The organism is Micromonospora sp. NPDC007208 (genome assembly GCF_042869175.1).
GTDB classification, from domain to species: Bacteria; Actinomycetota; Actinomycetes; order Mycobacteriales; family Micromonosporaceae; genus Micromonospora; species Micromonospora foliorum.
The window spans coordinates 118,065-131,394 of sequence record NZ_JBIAFG010000005.1; the positions used below are offsets into that span (position 1 = coordinate 118,065).

15 protein-coding genes and 3 tRNA genes are annotated in these 13,330 nt (G+C 71.9%); 8 read left to right on the forward strand and 10 right to left on the reverse strand.

The window, feature by feature from the left end:
- Nucleotides 1–65: 65 nt before the first annotated feature.
- The gene (locus tag ACFYL6_RS12360; RefSeq protein ID WP_387170575.1) at nt 66–1,148 is read right to left on the reverse strand and encodes a Leu/Phe/Val dehydrogenase; all 1,083 of its coding nucleotides are present in this window, start codon (nt 1,146–1,148) and stop codon (nt 66–68) included.
- Nucleotides 1,149–1,341: 193 nt separating this feature from the next.
- On the opposite strand from ACFYL6_RS12360, the gene ACFYL6_RS12365 reads away from it, so the two are divergent.
- A complete protein-coding gene (locus ACFYL6_RS12365) occupies nt 1,342–2,181 on the forward strand; it encodes a hypothetical protein (protein WP_387170577.1) in 840 nt (279 codons plus the stop codon).
- Nucleotides 2,182–2,431: 250 nt separating this feature from the next.
- Complete coding sequence (locus tag ACFYL6_RS12370) at nt 2,432–2,641, forward strand: BldC family transcriptional regulator (RefSeq protein ID WP_007073996.1); 210 nt, start codon at nt 2,432–2,434, stop codon at nt 2,639–2,641.
- A gap of 87 nt (nt 2,642–2,728) precedes the next feature.
- Here the strand turns inward: ACFYL6_RS12370 and ACFYL6_RS12375 are convergent, their stop codons facing one another.
- A complete protein-coding gene (locus tag ACFYL6_RS12375; protein WP_387170578.1) occupies nt 2,729–3,118 on the reverse strand; it encodes a PPOX class F420-dependent oxidoreductase in 390 nt (129 codons plus the stop codon).
- Nucleotides 3,119–3,172: 54 nt separating this feature from the next.
- Here ACFYL6_RS12375 and ACFYL6_RS12380 point away from each other — a divergent pair, with 54 nt between their 5' ends.
- On the forward strand, nt 3,173–3,952 hold the full coding sequence (locus ACFYL6_RS12380) for a class I SAM-dependent methyltransferase (protein WP_387170580.1): 780 nt from the start codon (nt 3,173–3,175) through the stop codon (nt 3,950–3,952).
- A 50-nt stretch (nt 3,953–4,002) separates the two neighbouring features.
- Here the strand turns inward: ACFYL6_RS12380 and ACFYL6_RS12385 are convergent, their stop codons facing one another.
- On the reverse strand, nt 4,003–4,290 hold the full coding sequence (locus tag ACFYL6_RS12385) for a hypothetical protein (RefSeq protein WP_238660820.1): 288 nt from the start codon (nt 4,288–4,290) through the stop codon (nt 4,003–4,005).
- Between the two features lie 177 nt (nt 4,291–4,467).
- Between ACFYL6_RS12385 and ACFYL6_RS12390 the strand changes: the two genes are divergently transcribed.
- Both ACFYL6_RS12390 and ACFYL6_RS12395 read left to right on the forward strand, forming a co-directional pair.
- Complete coding sequence (locus ACFYL6_RS12390; protein ID WP_387170583.1) at nt 4,468–5,325, forward strand: 3-hydroxyacyl-CoA dehydrogenase family protein; 858 nt, start codon at nt 4,468–4,470, stop codon at nt 5,323–5,325.
- A 108-nt stretch (nt 5,326–5,433) separates the two neighbouring features.
- On the forward strand, nt 5,434–6,177 hold the full coding sequence (locus ACFYL6_RS12395) for an enoyl-CoA hydratase/isomerase family protein (RefSeq protein ID WP_387170585.1): 744 nt from the start codon (nt 5,434–5,436) through the stop codon (nt 6,175–6,177).
- Nucleotides 6,178–6,243: 66 nt separating this feature from the next.
- On the opposite strand, the gene ACFYL6_RS12400 is transcribed toward ACFYL6_RS12395, so the two are convergent.
- Nucleotides 6,244–7,587, reverse strand: a complete 1,344-nt coding sequence (locus ACFYL6_RS12400) for an ABC transporter substrate-binding protein (protein ID WP_387170587.1) — start codon at nt 7,585–7,587, stop codon at nt 6,244–6,246.
- Nucleotides 7,588–7,743: 156 nt separating this feature from the next.
- Here ACFYL6_RS12400 and ACFYL6_RS12405 point away from each other — a divergent pair, with 156 nt between their 5' ends.
- Nucleotides 7,744–8,133: a hypothetical protein gene (locus tag ACFYL6_RS12405; protein WP_387170589.1), complete on the forward strand. Its 390-nt coding sequence runs from the start codon at nt 7,744–7,746 to the stop codon at nt 8,131–8,133.
- Between the two features lie 93 nt (nt 8,134–8,226).
- Here ACFYL6_RS12405 and ACFYL6_RS12410 read toward each other — a convergent pair whose 3' ends face one another.
- Entirely contained in the window at nt 8,227–8,667 is a 441-nt protein-coding gene (locus ACFYL6_RS12410) for a hypothetical protein (protein WP_387170590.1), read from the reverse strand.
- A gap of 130 nt (nt 8,668–8,797) precedes the next feature.
- Between ACFYL6_RS12410 and ACFYL6_RS12415 the strand changes: the two genes are divergently transcribed.
- Nucleotides 8,798–9,502 (forward strand): DUF2786 domain-containing protein, encoded by a 705-nt coding sequence (locus tag ACFYL6_RS12415; protein WP_366337719.1) that lies wholly within the window; start codon nt 8,798–8,800, stop codon nt 9,500–9,502.
- Nucleotides 9,503–9,514: 12 nt separating this feature from the next.
- Here ACFYL6_RS12415 and ACFYL6_RS12420 read toward each other — a convergent pair whose 3' ends face one another.
- Nucleotides 9,515–10,042, reverse strand: a complete 528-nt coding sequence (locus tag ACFYL6_RS12420; RefSeq protein WP_387170592.1) for an SRPBCC family protein — start codon at nt 10,040–10,042, stop codon at nt 9,515–9,517.
- A 166-nt stretch (nt 10,043–10,208) separates the two neighbouring features.
- On the opposite strand from ACFYL6_RS12420, the gene ACFYL6_RS12425 reads away from it, so the two are divergent.
- On the forward strand, nt 10,209–11,495 hold the full coding sequence (locus ACFYL6_RS12425) for a hypothetical protein (protein WP_387170593.1): 1,287 nt from the start codon (nt 10,209–10,211) through the stop codon (nt 11,493–11,495).
- A gap of 480 nt (nt 11,496–11,975) precedes the next feature.
- Here ACFYL6_RS12425 and ACFYL6_RS12430 read toward each other — a convergent pair.
- The 4 genes from ACFYL6_RS12430 to ACFYL6_RS12445 all read right to left on the reverse strand — a co-directional run bounded on the left by ACFYL6_RS12430 (nt 11,976) and on the right by ACFYL6_RS12445 (nt 13,289).
- Nucleotides 11,976–12,049: transfer RNA gene (locus tag ACFYL6_RS12430), tRNA-Phe, on the reverse strand.
- A 99-nt stretch (nt 12,050–12,148) separates the two neighbouring features.
- A tRNA-Asp gene (locus ACFYL6_RS12435) sits at nt 12,149–12,222 on the reverse strand.
- 57 nt (nt 12,223–12,279) lie between these two features.
- Nucleotides 12,280–12,352, reverse strand: a tRNA-Glu gene (locus ACFYL6_RS12440).
- A gap of 154 nt (nt 12,353–12,506) precedes the next feature.
- Complete coding sequence (locus tag ACFYL6_RS12445; RefSeq protein WP_387170595.1) at nt 12,507–13,289, reverse strand: polysaccharide deacetylase family protein; 783 nt, start codon at nt 13,287–13,289, stop codon at nt 12,507–12,509.
- Between the last annotated feature and the right edge of the window lie 41 nt (nt 13,290–13,330).

Sequence of the window (13,330 nt, forward strand, 5' to 3'; positions counted from 1 at the left end):
CAGTTGGGCCCGACGTCGGGGGCCCGGAGGCGGATCTCGTCGATCCGCCCCCGGGAACGGACCGCTCAGCGCAGGTGGATCGCGCGCAGCCGGCCGACGTCCGCCATCCGCCGCTCCGCAAGCCGGTCGGCGGCCACGGCCGGGGGCACGCCCTCCGCGTCAGCCAGGTGCAGGATCTCGCGGGTGGTGTCGTAGATCCGGGTCGCCCGCAGCTTCGCCCGGTCGAAGTTGAAGCCCTCGATCTCGTCGGCCACCTGGATGACACCGCCCGCGTTGACCACGTAGTCCGGGGTGTAGAGGATGCCGCGGTCGGCCAGCAGCTTCTCGATGCCCGGGTGGGCGAGCTGGTTGTTCGCCGCCCCGGTCACCACCCTGGCGCGCAACGCCGGCACGGTGTCGTCGTTCAGGGCGCCGCCCAGCGCGCACGGCGCGTACACGTCGAGGTCCGCGGCGACAAGCGCGCTGGAGTCGTCGACGAGGGTGACCTGCGGGTGGTTGGTGCGTACCCAGGCCAGCGCCTTCGGGTTGACGTCGGTGGCGACCACCTCGGCGCCATCCTCCAGCAGGTGCCCGGTGAGGTACTTGCCGACCTTGCCCAGGCCGGCCACACCGACCCGCCGGCCCCGCAGGCTCGGGGTGCCCCACACGTGCTCGGCCGCGGCCCGCATCCCCTGGAAGACACCCCAGGCGGTGAGGATCGACGAGTCGCCGGCGCCGCCGTGCTCCACGCTGCGCCCGGTCACGTAGCGGGTCTCCCGGGCCACGACGTCCATGTCCGCCACGTACGTGCCGACATCGCAGGCGGTGTAGTAGCGGCCACCCAGCGACTCCACGAAGCGGCCGTACGCGCGCAGCAGCGCCTCGCTCTTGATCTGCTCCGGGTCGCCCCAGATGACGGCCTTGCCGCCGCCCAGGTCCAGCCCGGCGAGCGCGTTCTTGTACGCCATCCCGCGGGACAGGTCCAGCACGTCGGCGAGGGCGTCGTCCTCGCTCGCGTACGGGTAGAAGCGGGTGCCGCCGAGCGCCGGGCCCAGCGCCGTGGAGTAGATCCCGATGATCGCCTTCAGGCCGCTCTGCTTGTCCTGGCAGAACACGACCTGTTCGTGACCGGTCGATATCGGGTCGTCGGTGCTCGCGAATACGCCCATGGTTGGCTCCTACGGTGGTGTGCGTCCTTGTGGGACGCGGACCTGGTGGACCCCGGCGGAGATGCTGCCGGTGTGATCGAGCCTAGTATCGGCTGCCCTGCGGGCGCTCGACGCGCCACCGCCGTCCCACGTTGCGGCGCGCGTGCTCCGGCCGCTGGGCGCGTACGGGCGTGGTTCGTGGGAGGATCGCGCGGTGCCGTCGCTCTTCGCTTCTTACCTGCGCGTGTACGAACCGTTGGCCGCCTTCGACCGAGACCGGCAGAGCTACTGGCGCCGCTACGTCTCGGAGGGGCGCGCGGTCGCCCCGGTCGAGGGGCCCGGTCGGCAGCGGACGGCGGTGATCGAGGCGCTGGGCGCCGGCTGGACCCGCCTACCGGACCTGCCGGAGGAGGCGTACGTCCTGGAGACGGACGACGGCCTGCTGGTCTGCCCATGGAACCTGCGCATCCGGGTCGCTGAGGCGGCACTGAGCGCCCGGGACGGGGTGCCCTCGGTGCTCGCCGACGCCTTCGTGCCGCCGGTGCTCGCCGGGCAGGCCAGGGCGGTGGTGGACGACTGGCGCAGCGGCGCCCGGGTGCTGGAGCACGGGGTGCCCCGGGTGCACGAGCAGATCGCCACCTGGGGCGTACCGCTGCGGTGGTTCGTGCTCTTCGACCCGGCGGAGCGCGACCTGGTCACCCAGCCGGGCCGGCGGGCGCTGCGCTACCGCACCGAGATCTCCAAGGCTCGACGTCGCTCGTCGCGGGCGCTGTCGGTGCTGCGCAAGTCGGTGGGCGAGGCGCCGATCACCGAGGCGGTGGAGGAGGCGGCCCGCTGGCTGGAGGAGTTCCATCCGCGGTCCGTGGTGGAGCTTGACTACGGCGGTCTGGTCGACCTGCTCTCCGACGAGACCCTGACCGCGGACGACTCGCCCGAGCTGGTTGCCGGCGGCCTCGCGGGGCTGTCCCGCGGCGAGGCCGAGGAGGCGTCGGCCGCGTACGACAAGTTGGTGGCTCGGTGGCGCGCGGTGCAGCTGTTGGAGCGGTGCAACTAGGGCATATCACCCTAGGAGCGCTCCCAAGGTGAGTTGCGCTCGTAGTTGACGCATCACGAACCGTGATCATGAGTCCGAATAAGGTACTTTCTGCCGTGTAAAAGTCGTAAAAATCGGGCATGGTTCATCCGTCCGTCTAGGGACCTTCATCCGTTCGGCCCATGTCGGACATCGGGGACTAGCCGGACCATGGGAGACGCGTCGGCCGGCGGGACCCCGGCCGATGTCTATACATGTGGAGGAGTGACCGATGGCATCGCGAACGCACGAACCAGAGCCGCTACTCACGCCGGCCGAGGTGGCGTCGATGTTCCGGGTCGACCCGAAGACGGTGACCCGGTGGGCCAAGGCTGGCAAGCTCAGTGCCATCCGCACCCTGGGTGGCCACCGTCGGTACCGCGAGTCGGAGGTCAGGGCGCTGCTGCAGGGCCAGATCCCGCAGCAGCGGCAGGGCGACTGAAACGGCGACAGTTTTTTTACGTCAGGGGCGGTGGACCTCGGTCCGCCGCCCCTTTTCCATGCCCGCCGAGCACGACGCCGGCGCCGGTCAGCGCTGCGGCTCGGTCAACGTCACCCGGATGCCGACCGTGCCGCCCTCGCCGCGACGCAACCGGCTGCCCAGCAGGCTCAGCCGGCCGATCAGGCGGTATTTGTGCTTGAGCAGGTCGCGGACCCGACCGGTGTCACCACCGCCGTAGATCGTCGCGTGAGCTGACACCTCCGCCCCGTGTGGCCGACCCCGCACGTCGCATGGGGCCACGGTCACCTCGCCGTTGTGGCGGATCCGCTTCACCTTGCCCGAGTCGGCCCGGGTCCAGACCGCCAACGCCTCACCGTCGCGTACCGCCCAGACCGGGGTCGGCACCGCCCGACCGTCCTTGCGGAAGGTCGTGAGCAGGATGTACTTCTCGGCCGACAGCCGGTCCAGCGTGGTCACGCCGCCAGGATACGGCCGGCGCGGGCCACTGAGTGGCCGGATAGCGTGAACGTCGTGACGGGTGAGCCTCTAATCGGTGACGTGATCGGCGAACTGCTGCGGGACACGCTCGCCGTGGCCACCGGGGTGGGCCCCCGGCCCCTGGTCGGTGGGCGACTGCCGCGACCGGTCATCGAGATCATCGAACGGGACGACGGTCTGATCAACGGCGCGCCGGCCGCGCACTACCTGGACGGGCCGGCGGAGTGGCAGCCGTACGACCACCGCGCGGTGGACCGGGCGCGCGGCGAGACGCTGGACATCGGCACCGGAGCCGGCCGGATCGCGCTGCTGCTCCAGGAGCGCGGCGTACCGGTCACCGGGCTGGACACCTCCGCGGGAGCGCTGGAGGTGAGTCGGCGTCGCGGGGTCCGGCGGCTGGTGCACGGCACCGTGGACACGCACGTCGCCGACGGTCCGCGGTACGACACGTTCCTGCTGCTCGGCAACAACCTCGGGCTGTTCGAGGGGCGGGAGCGCGCTCCCGGGTTCCTGGCCGCGCTCGCCGCGCTGGCCCGCCCGGGGGCGCAGATCATCGCGCAGGGCACCGACCCGTACGGCACCCGCGACCCGCTGCACACCGGCTATCACGAGCGCAACCGTCGGCGCGGCCGGCTCGGTGGCCAGCTGCGGCTGCGGCTGCGTTACCGCGAGTTGAGCACCGAATGGTTCGACTACCTGGTCTGCTCGGCCGACGAGTTCGCCGGCCTGGTGCATGGCACCGGTTGGCGGCTCACCGATGTGGACGACAGCGACGCCCCCTACTACCTGGCCACCCTGCGCCTCGTCGACTGAGCGGCGGCCCCCGCGCTCCGCCGGGCGGAGGGCGGGGGCCGCCGTACGTCTCAGACCTGGACGGTCGGGGGGAGCTGCTCGGGCGGGAGGCCGCCGTCGCCGTCGACCACCTCGTCGGGCTGGCCGTCCTCGTCGATGTCGACCATGGTGATGTCCACCTTGCCGTCACCGTCGGTGTCGAACTGGAACAGGTCCGCCTTGCCGTCGCCGTCGGTGTCCACCACCCACACGTCGGTCTTGCCGTCGTTGTTGGTGTCGGCGCGCAGCAGTTCGACCCGCTCGTCGCCTCGGGTCTCCACGGTCTCCCCGTCGGTGACGCTCTCCGGTGCCTGGCTCATGTCGATGCGGTCCTTCCCTCGGTTGACGGGCCGTCATTACCCGATCCGGCGCTCCCCCACGCATGGGCCGGGTCGTCGCGCTGTCTAGGGTCGCACCATGAGCGAGCGGAGCGGGCGGGACACCCGGGCCGGCGGGGCGGGGACCCCGCGCGTCGGCGGACGGGACAGGGAGGCGTGATGAGCGATCGTTTCGTGGTCGTCGGTGCCGGCACGATGGGGCTCGGCATCGCGTACGTGGCGGCCGGCGCCGGGCACGCCGTCGAGGTGGTCGAGGTGGACCCCGAGCGGGGTGCGGCCGCGCTGAACCGGCTCGCCGAGCTGTGGGAGCGGGCGGTGCAGCGCGGGAAGCTGAGCGCCGACGAGGCCGCCACGAACCGGCAGCGGGTGACGCTGCGCCCGACCCTCGCCGAGGTCGCCCCCGCCCCCCAGGTGATCGTGGAGGCGGTGCCGGAGCGCCTCGACCTGAAGCGTGCGGTGCTCCGGGACGCCGCCGCGCTGCGCCCGGCGCTGCTGGGCAGCAACACCTCCAGCATCGCCATCGGCGATCTGGCCGCCGAGCTGGACGCGCCCGAGCGCTTCCTCGGCCTGCACTTCTTCAACCCGGTCTGGGCGATGGCGCTGCTGGAGATCGTGGTCGGCCCGGCCACCGCCGAGGAGACCACCGCCGCGGCCGTCGCGCTCGCCGGCCGGCTGGGCAAGGACCCCGTCGTCGTACGCGACATGCCCGGCTTCGCCACCTCCCGGCTCGGAGTCACCCTCGGGCTGGAGGCGATCCGGATGGTCGCCGACGGGGTGGCCAGCCCGGCGGACATCGACAAGGCCATGGTGCTCGGCTACCGGCATCCGATCGGGCCGCTGGAGCTCACCGACCTGGTCGGCCTCGACGTGCGGCTGGACATCGCCCGCACCCTCCAGGCCGCGTACGGGGACCGCTTCGCACCGCCGCCGCTGCTGGTGGAGATGGTGGCCGCCGGGCGGCTGGGTAAGAAGTCCGGGCAGGGCTTCTACCGCTGGGAAGCCGGGGGCAAACAGTGAACGCGAGGAGTGAGCTTGCGAGCCCCGCAGTCGCGAACGAACGGTCGGCTCAGTGAGCGCGAGGAGTGAGCTTGCGAGCCCCGCAGTCGCGAACGAAAGGTCGGCCCAGTGAGCGGGTTACGGATCGAGGAGCGGCCGGACCGGCTGGTGGTCACGCTGGACCGGCCGGAGAAGCGCAACGCCATCGACGCCGACCTGATCGCCGAGCTGCACCAGGTCTGCGCCGAGTTGGAGGCGCGCCCGCGTCTGCTGCTGCTCACCGGCGGCGCGGCGGGCATCTTCGCCGGTGGCGCCGACATCAGCCAGCTCCGCGAACGGGGCCGTACGGACGCCCTCGCCGCGATCAACTCGGCCGCCTTCGCACGCATCCGGGCGCTGCCGATGCCGACCGTGGCGGCCGTCGACGGGCCGGCGTTGGGCGGTGGCGCGGAGCTGGCGTACGCCTGCGATCTGCGGGTGTGCACGGCGCGGGCGGTCTTCGGCCAGCCGGAGGTGCGGTTGGGCATCCTGGCCGGCGCCGGCGCGACCCACCGGCTGCCCGCGTTGATTGGTGAGGGCCGGGCCAAGGAGCTGCTCTTCACCGGCCGGCGGGTGGACGCCGCCGAGGCGCTGCGGATCGGCCTGGTGAACCGGGTGGTGGACGAGCCCGGCGAGCTGCTGACGGTGGCACACGCGTTGCTGGACGAGATCGCCCTGGGCTCACCGTTGGCGGTGCGGCTGACCAAGCTGGCGGTGGACGCGCCGGCCGCCGCGCACCCGCACCTCGACCTGGTCAGCCAGGCGGTGCTCTTCGAGGACGACGAGAAGCACCGCCGGATGACCGAGTTCCTGGAGCGCCGCCGGCCGCGCTGATCCCGCGTACCAGAAACGGCCGCACCGGCGGGAAGCCGGTGCGGCCGTCGTGGTTCTGGGTCCTGCCTACTGCCGGATCTGCACCCCGGCGTCGGCCAGGCCGCGGATCACCTGGGCGGACTCACCGAAACCGATGATCAGTACGGCGTCCGCGCCGAACTCCTTGATCTGCTTCGCGCCGCTGCTGAAGTCGACCGGGGCGGCCTTCGCGTCGGCCGGCGGCTCGTACGTCAACAGCTTGAGCCGGTCGTTGGCGATACCGGCCTTCTCCAGCTCGTCGCGGACGGTGCCCTGCAGGCCCTCACCGTAGGAGTCCTTGCGGGCGACGATGACGATCTTCTGTGACCCGTCGCGGAGGATCACGTCGGCCAGCGCCCGGCCCTGGAGGCTGTCCGGCGGGGCGGTGCGGAAGTAGAGGCCACCGTCCTCCACGTCGGTCAGGCTGCTGTCGGTGTTGGACGGGGAGAAGAGAATCTTCCCGGCCTGCACCACGTCCGGCAGCACCGCCCGGGAGATGCCCGAACCGCCCGCGCCGATGATCACGCTGACGCCGTCCGTCACGTGCTTGGCCACCGTGGCCTTGGCCACTGCCGGGTTGGTGCCGTCGTCGCCGTCCAGCCACGTCACCGGCTTGCCCAGTGCGCCGCCAGCGGCGTTGATCTCCCTGATCGCCAGCGCGGCGCCGGCGGCCATCGGCGGGTAGGCGATCGCGAGGTCACCGGTCTTCGGCAACAGGCCGCCAAGGACCAGCGGCTCCTGGTCGGTGTCGCCACCCGGGCGCTGCTTCTTCGGCTTCGGCGGCGTCTTGGTGCTCGCCGCCGACTCGATGCCCGCGCCGACGAACTCGGTCTTACCGTCGTTGATCTGCTGCCCGTCGAAGGTCAGCGTGGCGTAGCTCGCGGTGGCCGGCTCACCCTTGTCGGTGAAGCCCGCCCGGGTCAGCGAGACGCCGCGGTACTCGATGTCCTGCCCGTTGCGGGCCAGCGCGAGACAGCTCGCCGGGTCTTCGCAGCGCTGCCCGTCGTTGGTCACGGCGACGATCTGCTTCGCGATGGCAGCCGGGTCGGTGCTTCCGGCCAACTGGGCGGCGAGCACGGCGATCACCACCGCGTCGTACGTCTCGGCGGAGTACAGGTAGTCCGTCAGCGCCGGATTCACGGCCCGTAGCCGGCTCTTGAAGTCGTCCGGCAGCGGAACGAGGGGCGTGGTGCCCTTCATCCCGTCCACGAGACTGGCCCGTTCCTTCAACTCCGCGGGATAGGAGTTGAGCATGTTGCCGTCCGTGCCGTAGAGGCGCACCTGTTGGGCGCTCGCCTCCTCGGGCTTGTCATCCCCGCAAGCGCTTGTGGCGAGCAGGATCGTCGCGCAGGCAGCCAGTGTGGCTACCCGCGAGCGGCGTGATACGAACATGGTCGTCCTTCCTCCGGCGAAGGTCCGCTGCGCACATTAGCGTGCCGAGGCCGGCGGCGGGACCGTGGAGGTGGCGTAATGCGCAGGTAGCTCGCGTTGAACACGGACAGTGACGGTTGCGAGGGGCGCTTGACCACCCGTCCTACTGTGCGCTGCGTGACCGACCTACCACAGCAGACGTTCGATGACGCGGCCGCCGTGCTCCGTTCGGCGCTGACCGGCGATGGAGACGCGGTGGTGGGAGCGTTCGACGCGGTCGTCGACCGGGCCGGCCTGAACGGCGCGTACGGCGTCGCCTGGTGCCTGGCCGCCACCATGCTCGGCGACACGCCAGCGGCCAGCGGGGCGGCGCTCGACTTTCCAGGGATCGACCAGGCCGGGTACGACACCCGCTGGGTCGCCCGCTTCGTCAGTGCGTACGCGAACCGGGACGAACCGACCGGCGAGGCCCTGTTCGGCGCGGCGGCGGCCGATGGGCTGCTCCCCGACTGCCTGCTCATGCTCGCCGGTTCGACGATCGCCACCCTACGCAGCCGCGCCGGCTGAGCGACCCCGCCGGGTGACGCGCCGGCGGGTCGCGGCTGGGTCGGCGGGGCGCGGCGTCCGTCGGGGGGCGGACGCCGCGACCGCGCGGGTCGGTCAGAACGCGTGGTACGCGATCAGCGGTTCGTACTCGTACCGCAGGTTCTCGAAGCGGACCCGGAAGTTGACGCCGTCCCGGACGTCGGTGGCCACCGTGATCCAGCCCGAGTTGGCCGGCAGGTAGGTCCAGTAGTTGCAGGCGCTCGTCTTGTCGACGAAGATCACGCACGCCTCGGTGGCGTACACGCTCGCGTTGCGGACGTTGATGTCGCGACAGCGCGTCGTGGTGCGGTACTGGCCGGCCGAGCCGCCGTAGCGGCCGGTCTCGAAGTACGACCGGACCGCCCCGCCGTAACAGGTGGCGAGTGGGGCGAACGCGTTCGGCCCGGAGCTGACCGGCGCCGTCGGTGTGGTCGGCTCCGCCCGGGCGGGCGTACCGGTGGCGAGCAGTGCGGTGGCCGTGGCGACGGCGAGCAGGCGAGCGGTCGGGGATGGCATTCGTTCGTTCCTCCGAAACAGTTAACTAACCGTCCGTATAGGACTGATCATCTGGCCGTGACGATGATACGTATCGATCGATTGCAGCGTGGCCCCGATGGTGTCCGGCCCGTGTGGTAGCTCTTTAGGCATGTCCGAGGCCATGCTCAGCAAGGTGCGCAAGCTGCTGGCCCAGGCCGAGGACCCGGCCTGCACACCGGCCGAGTCGGCCGCGTTCACCGCGAAGGCGACCGAGCTGATCGCCCGCTACGGCGTGGACCGGGCGCTGCTCGCCGCCCGGGACCCGACCACCGACCCGGTCGGTGACCGAGTGCTGGACGTCGTCGCCCCGTACGCCCGCGACAAGGTTGGCCTGCTCGCCGCGGTGGCCGAGCCGCTGCGCTGCCGCTGCGTACGCCGTCGGCAGGGCAACGGCTTCGCCCTGCACCTCTTCGGCTTCGCCAGCGACCTGGAACGGGTCGACCTGCTCTTCACCTCACTGCTCGTGCAGGCGGCGCACGGCCTGGCCGCCACCGAGGTGCCCGCCGACGATCATCCCGCCGCCTTCCGCCGCTCCTGGCTGGCCGGCTTCGCGGAGGTGGTCGGCGGTCGACTCTGGGCGGCCGAGACGGCGGCGGCCAGCGAGTCGGGGGCGCCGTCGATGGCGCTGGTGTTGGCCGACCGGTCCGACCGCGTGCAGCGAAGGCTCACCGAGGAGTACCCGCGGCTGCGTACCGCGCCGCCGCGCCGGTTGGGCGGCACCGGCTTCGGCTCGGGGGCGGAGGCCGGCCAACGCGCGAACCTTGGTGGCCGGGACCTCGGCGGGCCCGCTGCCGACCGGCGGCTCGGCCGGTGATCCGCTGGGTCGTCAGGCCGTCGTGGTGGGGCGGTGGCGCGACACCGTGGCGACGTAGCGGGTGAGCAGCTCGTGCCAGCCGGCGGTGAGCGCCTTGCGGTAACCCTCGGCAGCCTCGCCGTGCCGGTCGAAGTGCCGGTGCTCCAGCTCGACCCGGGTGCGGTCCGGCCCCTCGGAATGGAACAGCACCTCGACCTCGCTCGCGCGGGCCGGGTCCGGCACCGGCGCCCGGTCAGGGCCGATCTGCCAGACGAAGACCAGCCGGCGAGGCGGGTCCCAGGTGAGCACCCGGCCCCAGTCGGCGCGGAAACCGTACGGGCCCAACTCGTAGAGCATGCCACCGGCCCGCGGCTCCATGCCCAGCTCGGCCAGCGCGTCCGGGCCCGACCACGTGTACTCGGTGACCCACCAGTCGGTCAGCTCGTCGGTGAAGACCGCGAACGCGTGCTCGGCGGAGCCCGGGACGAGAAGGCTGCACCGGAGAGAGAACTGGCCGGCGTCCTGCCGGATGTCGGCCGGATCAGTCAATTCCTGTCCCATAGGCCCGGACCATACCGGCTGATGCCCGGGTGTGCAGCTTCGCGAGGTGCCTGGTTCCAGACACAGGGTCGCCGGGTCGTCACGGACGGGATGCCCCTCCGGAAAGCGGGTAACCGCGCCGGACGGCTCGGACGACCGAGCCGGTGTGCAGGCGGGGCGGGAGAGCATGAGCGAGAGCGGGCAGCAGCGGGAGCCGGACCGGAACGTCGACAGCGAGGACCCGGACGTCCTGCTCGACATTCCGAAGGTCTCCGTCGACTCCATCCGGCTGGCGGTCGACGGTCTGGAGGCCGACCTGTCGCTGCGGGCCCGGGTGGCCAACCTGCTCCAGGTCGACGCCGGCGTACGGGTGCACCTCAACAGCGGCGAGTTGAACGTCGACGGGGTGAACGCCGAGGCGCAGCTGCGGGTGCGGTTGGAACAGCTGACCAGGATCCTGGGACGAGCGCTCGACACGATCGACAACAACCCACACATCATCGAGGCGCTGGCGCACACGGCCGGCGTCGCCGTCGACGACGTGAACCGCAGCGCCCAGCAGCTGGCCGCGGGAACGGTGGAGACCACTGCGTCGAATCGGCGCCCGGACGGCGTACGCGACGAGCCAGGCCGGCAGGTCGGCGCCGCCGGCCCCTTCGTCGACCGTGGCCGGCCGGGTTCCGCTCGGCCGCGTCCAGCTCTACCGGGCTCGGGCCGGCCGGGTCTCGATCGGCCGGGTCCTGGTCGACCGGGTTCTGAGCGGCCGGGTTCTGAGCGGCCGGATGCGGGGCGGTCCGGTCCGGCCGGCGCGGAACCGGGTGCGGGAGGACCCGGTCCGCGAGCTGGCGGCCCGGGGTCTGCTGACCAGGCGCAGCCGCAGGGCCAGCATCCGGAGGGTCGGCGTCGTGAGGGTCCGCATGCGCAGGGCCAGCAGCCGCAGGGTCGCCAGCCGCAGGCGGGGCAGCAGCCGCAGGCGGGGCAGCAGTCGGAGGGCCGGCAGCCTGAGCGCCAGCAGCCTGAGCGCCAGCGGCAGGAGGGTCGGCAGCAGGAGGAGCAGCAGCATGAGCGCCAGCAGCAGGAGGGTCGGCAGCCGGAGGCCGGCGCGCCAGGTGGCCACCGTCCGGAAGGTCAGCGGCACGAGGGACCGCGTTCCGGCGAGGAGAGGCGGCCCGAAGGCTCGGACGACGGGAAGCGCCCGGGAGGGGCGGGCCGGGACCAGCAGCGCCCCGGGGGATCGGCGGGAGGGGCGAACGGGGAGACCCCGAACCAGCCCGGTCGGTCAGCTGGGCCCGGCCCGAGCCCGTCCGGGCATGGCGACGGCGGTCTGCCGGGCGCGGCGCAGGCTGCGGCCCAGAGCGCGGCGCAACTTGCCGAGCAGGCGGGGGAGACGCTGTGGCAGGCCGGACGCAGCGTGTGGGAGGCGATCCAGGGCAGCGTGGCGCAGCACCGCCCGCCGGGTCGCCGCGACCACTGACGCCGCCCCGTTCCTTGTTACGCGGGCGGTCCCACCTGGGTGGCCGTGCACGTAGGGCGCCAAGATCTGCGCATCTTCAGGGAAACTGCTGCATCGGCCGGTCGGGAGGCAGCAGTTTCGGTGATAGTGCGTGGGACGCCGCTCGCGGTTGTCGTCTGACGCGTCGCCGGCAGCGGGTGCGCGCCAGGACACCCTTCTCGCATGATCGTGCTCGATCCTTGATGTAGTGGCCTCGCGCGCGGGTGGAGGGCACTGTTTCCTGGATCGAGCACGATCTTGGAGGTGCTCTCTTCGGCACCTGCCGCTGATGTCGCGGGGTCGCGGGGTCGGGGGGTCGCGGGGTCGCGGCGCTGTGCTGCCGCGATCAGGGTTGATCACGTGTGGCGAGGCCGGGGTGTGTCGGCTGAAGCACCGGAAAAAGCAAGATCCCCACCTGCGTTTCCGCTGGTGGGGATCTCTGTAGCCCGGCGAAAGGCTATGTGGCCAGGGGCGGGGTCGAACCGCCGACCTTCCGATTTTCAGTCGGACGCTCGTACCAACTGAGCTACCTGGCCGTGTCGCTCGGCTCATGTTACCCGGCAACCGGACGAACCGGCGGCAAGGCAACCTGCTCCGATACGCAGAACGCCGCGCGGGGCGCGGCGTCGGCGCTGCGGTCCTGACGGGACTTGAACCCGCGACCTCCGCCTTGACAGGGCGGCGAGCACTCCAACTGCTCCACAGGACCTAGCTTGTGTTGCTCCGGCTTGCGCCGGTCTTGCCTTGCTCCGGCTTGCGCCGGTCGTGCCCCCAACGGGATTCGAACCCGTGCTACCGCCTTGAAAGGGCGGCGTCCTGGGCCGCTAGACGATGAGGGCGGCCCCGCCATCATTGCACATTCGCAACTTCAAGCGGACTTGCTCCCATCCGGCCCCGCCGGAGGCTTGGAAAGCATACGTGATGCTCTGTCGGTCGACAAAATCGGTATCCGCATGGGCTTGGGATGGGCTGTAACCGCAGGTCAGAGCGGTTCTAGCGGAGTCGGGTGATGCCGAAGCGGTGCTTCAGGTCGGCGATCATCTTCGGGCAGGCGGCGAGCGTCGCGGCCCGGTTTCCGCCCCCGTCGTGCAGGAGAACGATGGCACCGGGGCGGGTGGCGGCGTGGACTCGCTTGCCGATCGTGGCCGCGGTCGGCTTGTCCCAGTCCTGCGGGTCGACCGACCAGTGCAGCGGACGCATGCCGAGGCCCTTGGCCACCCCGAGCACCTCCGACGTCCACCGGCCGCCCGGCTGCCGGTAGAACGACACCTTCGCGCCGGGAACGGCCTTCTGGATGGCCTTGTTGGTGCGGTCCAGGTCGGCCCGGATCTCGGCGACCGGTCGCCGGGCAAGATCGAGGTCGTGTCGCCAGCTGTGGTTGCAGAGCTGGTGTCCCTCCCGGACGATCCGCCGGACCAGCTCCGGGTGGCGCTGCACCTCGCGACCGACGACGCAGAAGGTCGCGGTCACCTTGGCGGCCTTGAGCTGGTCGAGCACCTTGGGCGTCCAGGCCGGGCTGGGCCCGTCGTCGAACGTCAGGGCCACCGGGCGTACGCCGGTGTTGCGACCCAGACCGGCGGGGAGCTTGGCCGGCAGCGGCCGCAGTGGCGGCTTGGCCGGCTTGGTGACGCTGGGGTGCGGTGTCGGGGTGGGCGGCGTGGTCGTTTGCACCGGCTGTGGAGCGGCGGCGGGCGCGATGGTGCGCTCCGGTTGGGCACAGCCGGACAGGACCAGCGCCACGGCGAGGACGGACGCCAGGATGGCGCGGGCTTGCATCTGCTCGCTCCCGGAGGGTCGGGGTAGGCGGACCCGCCCGA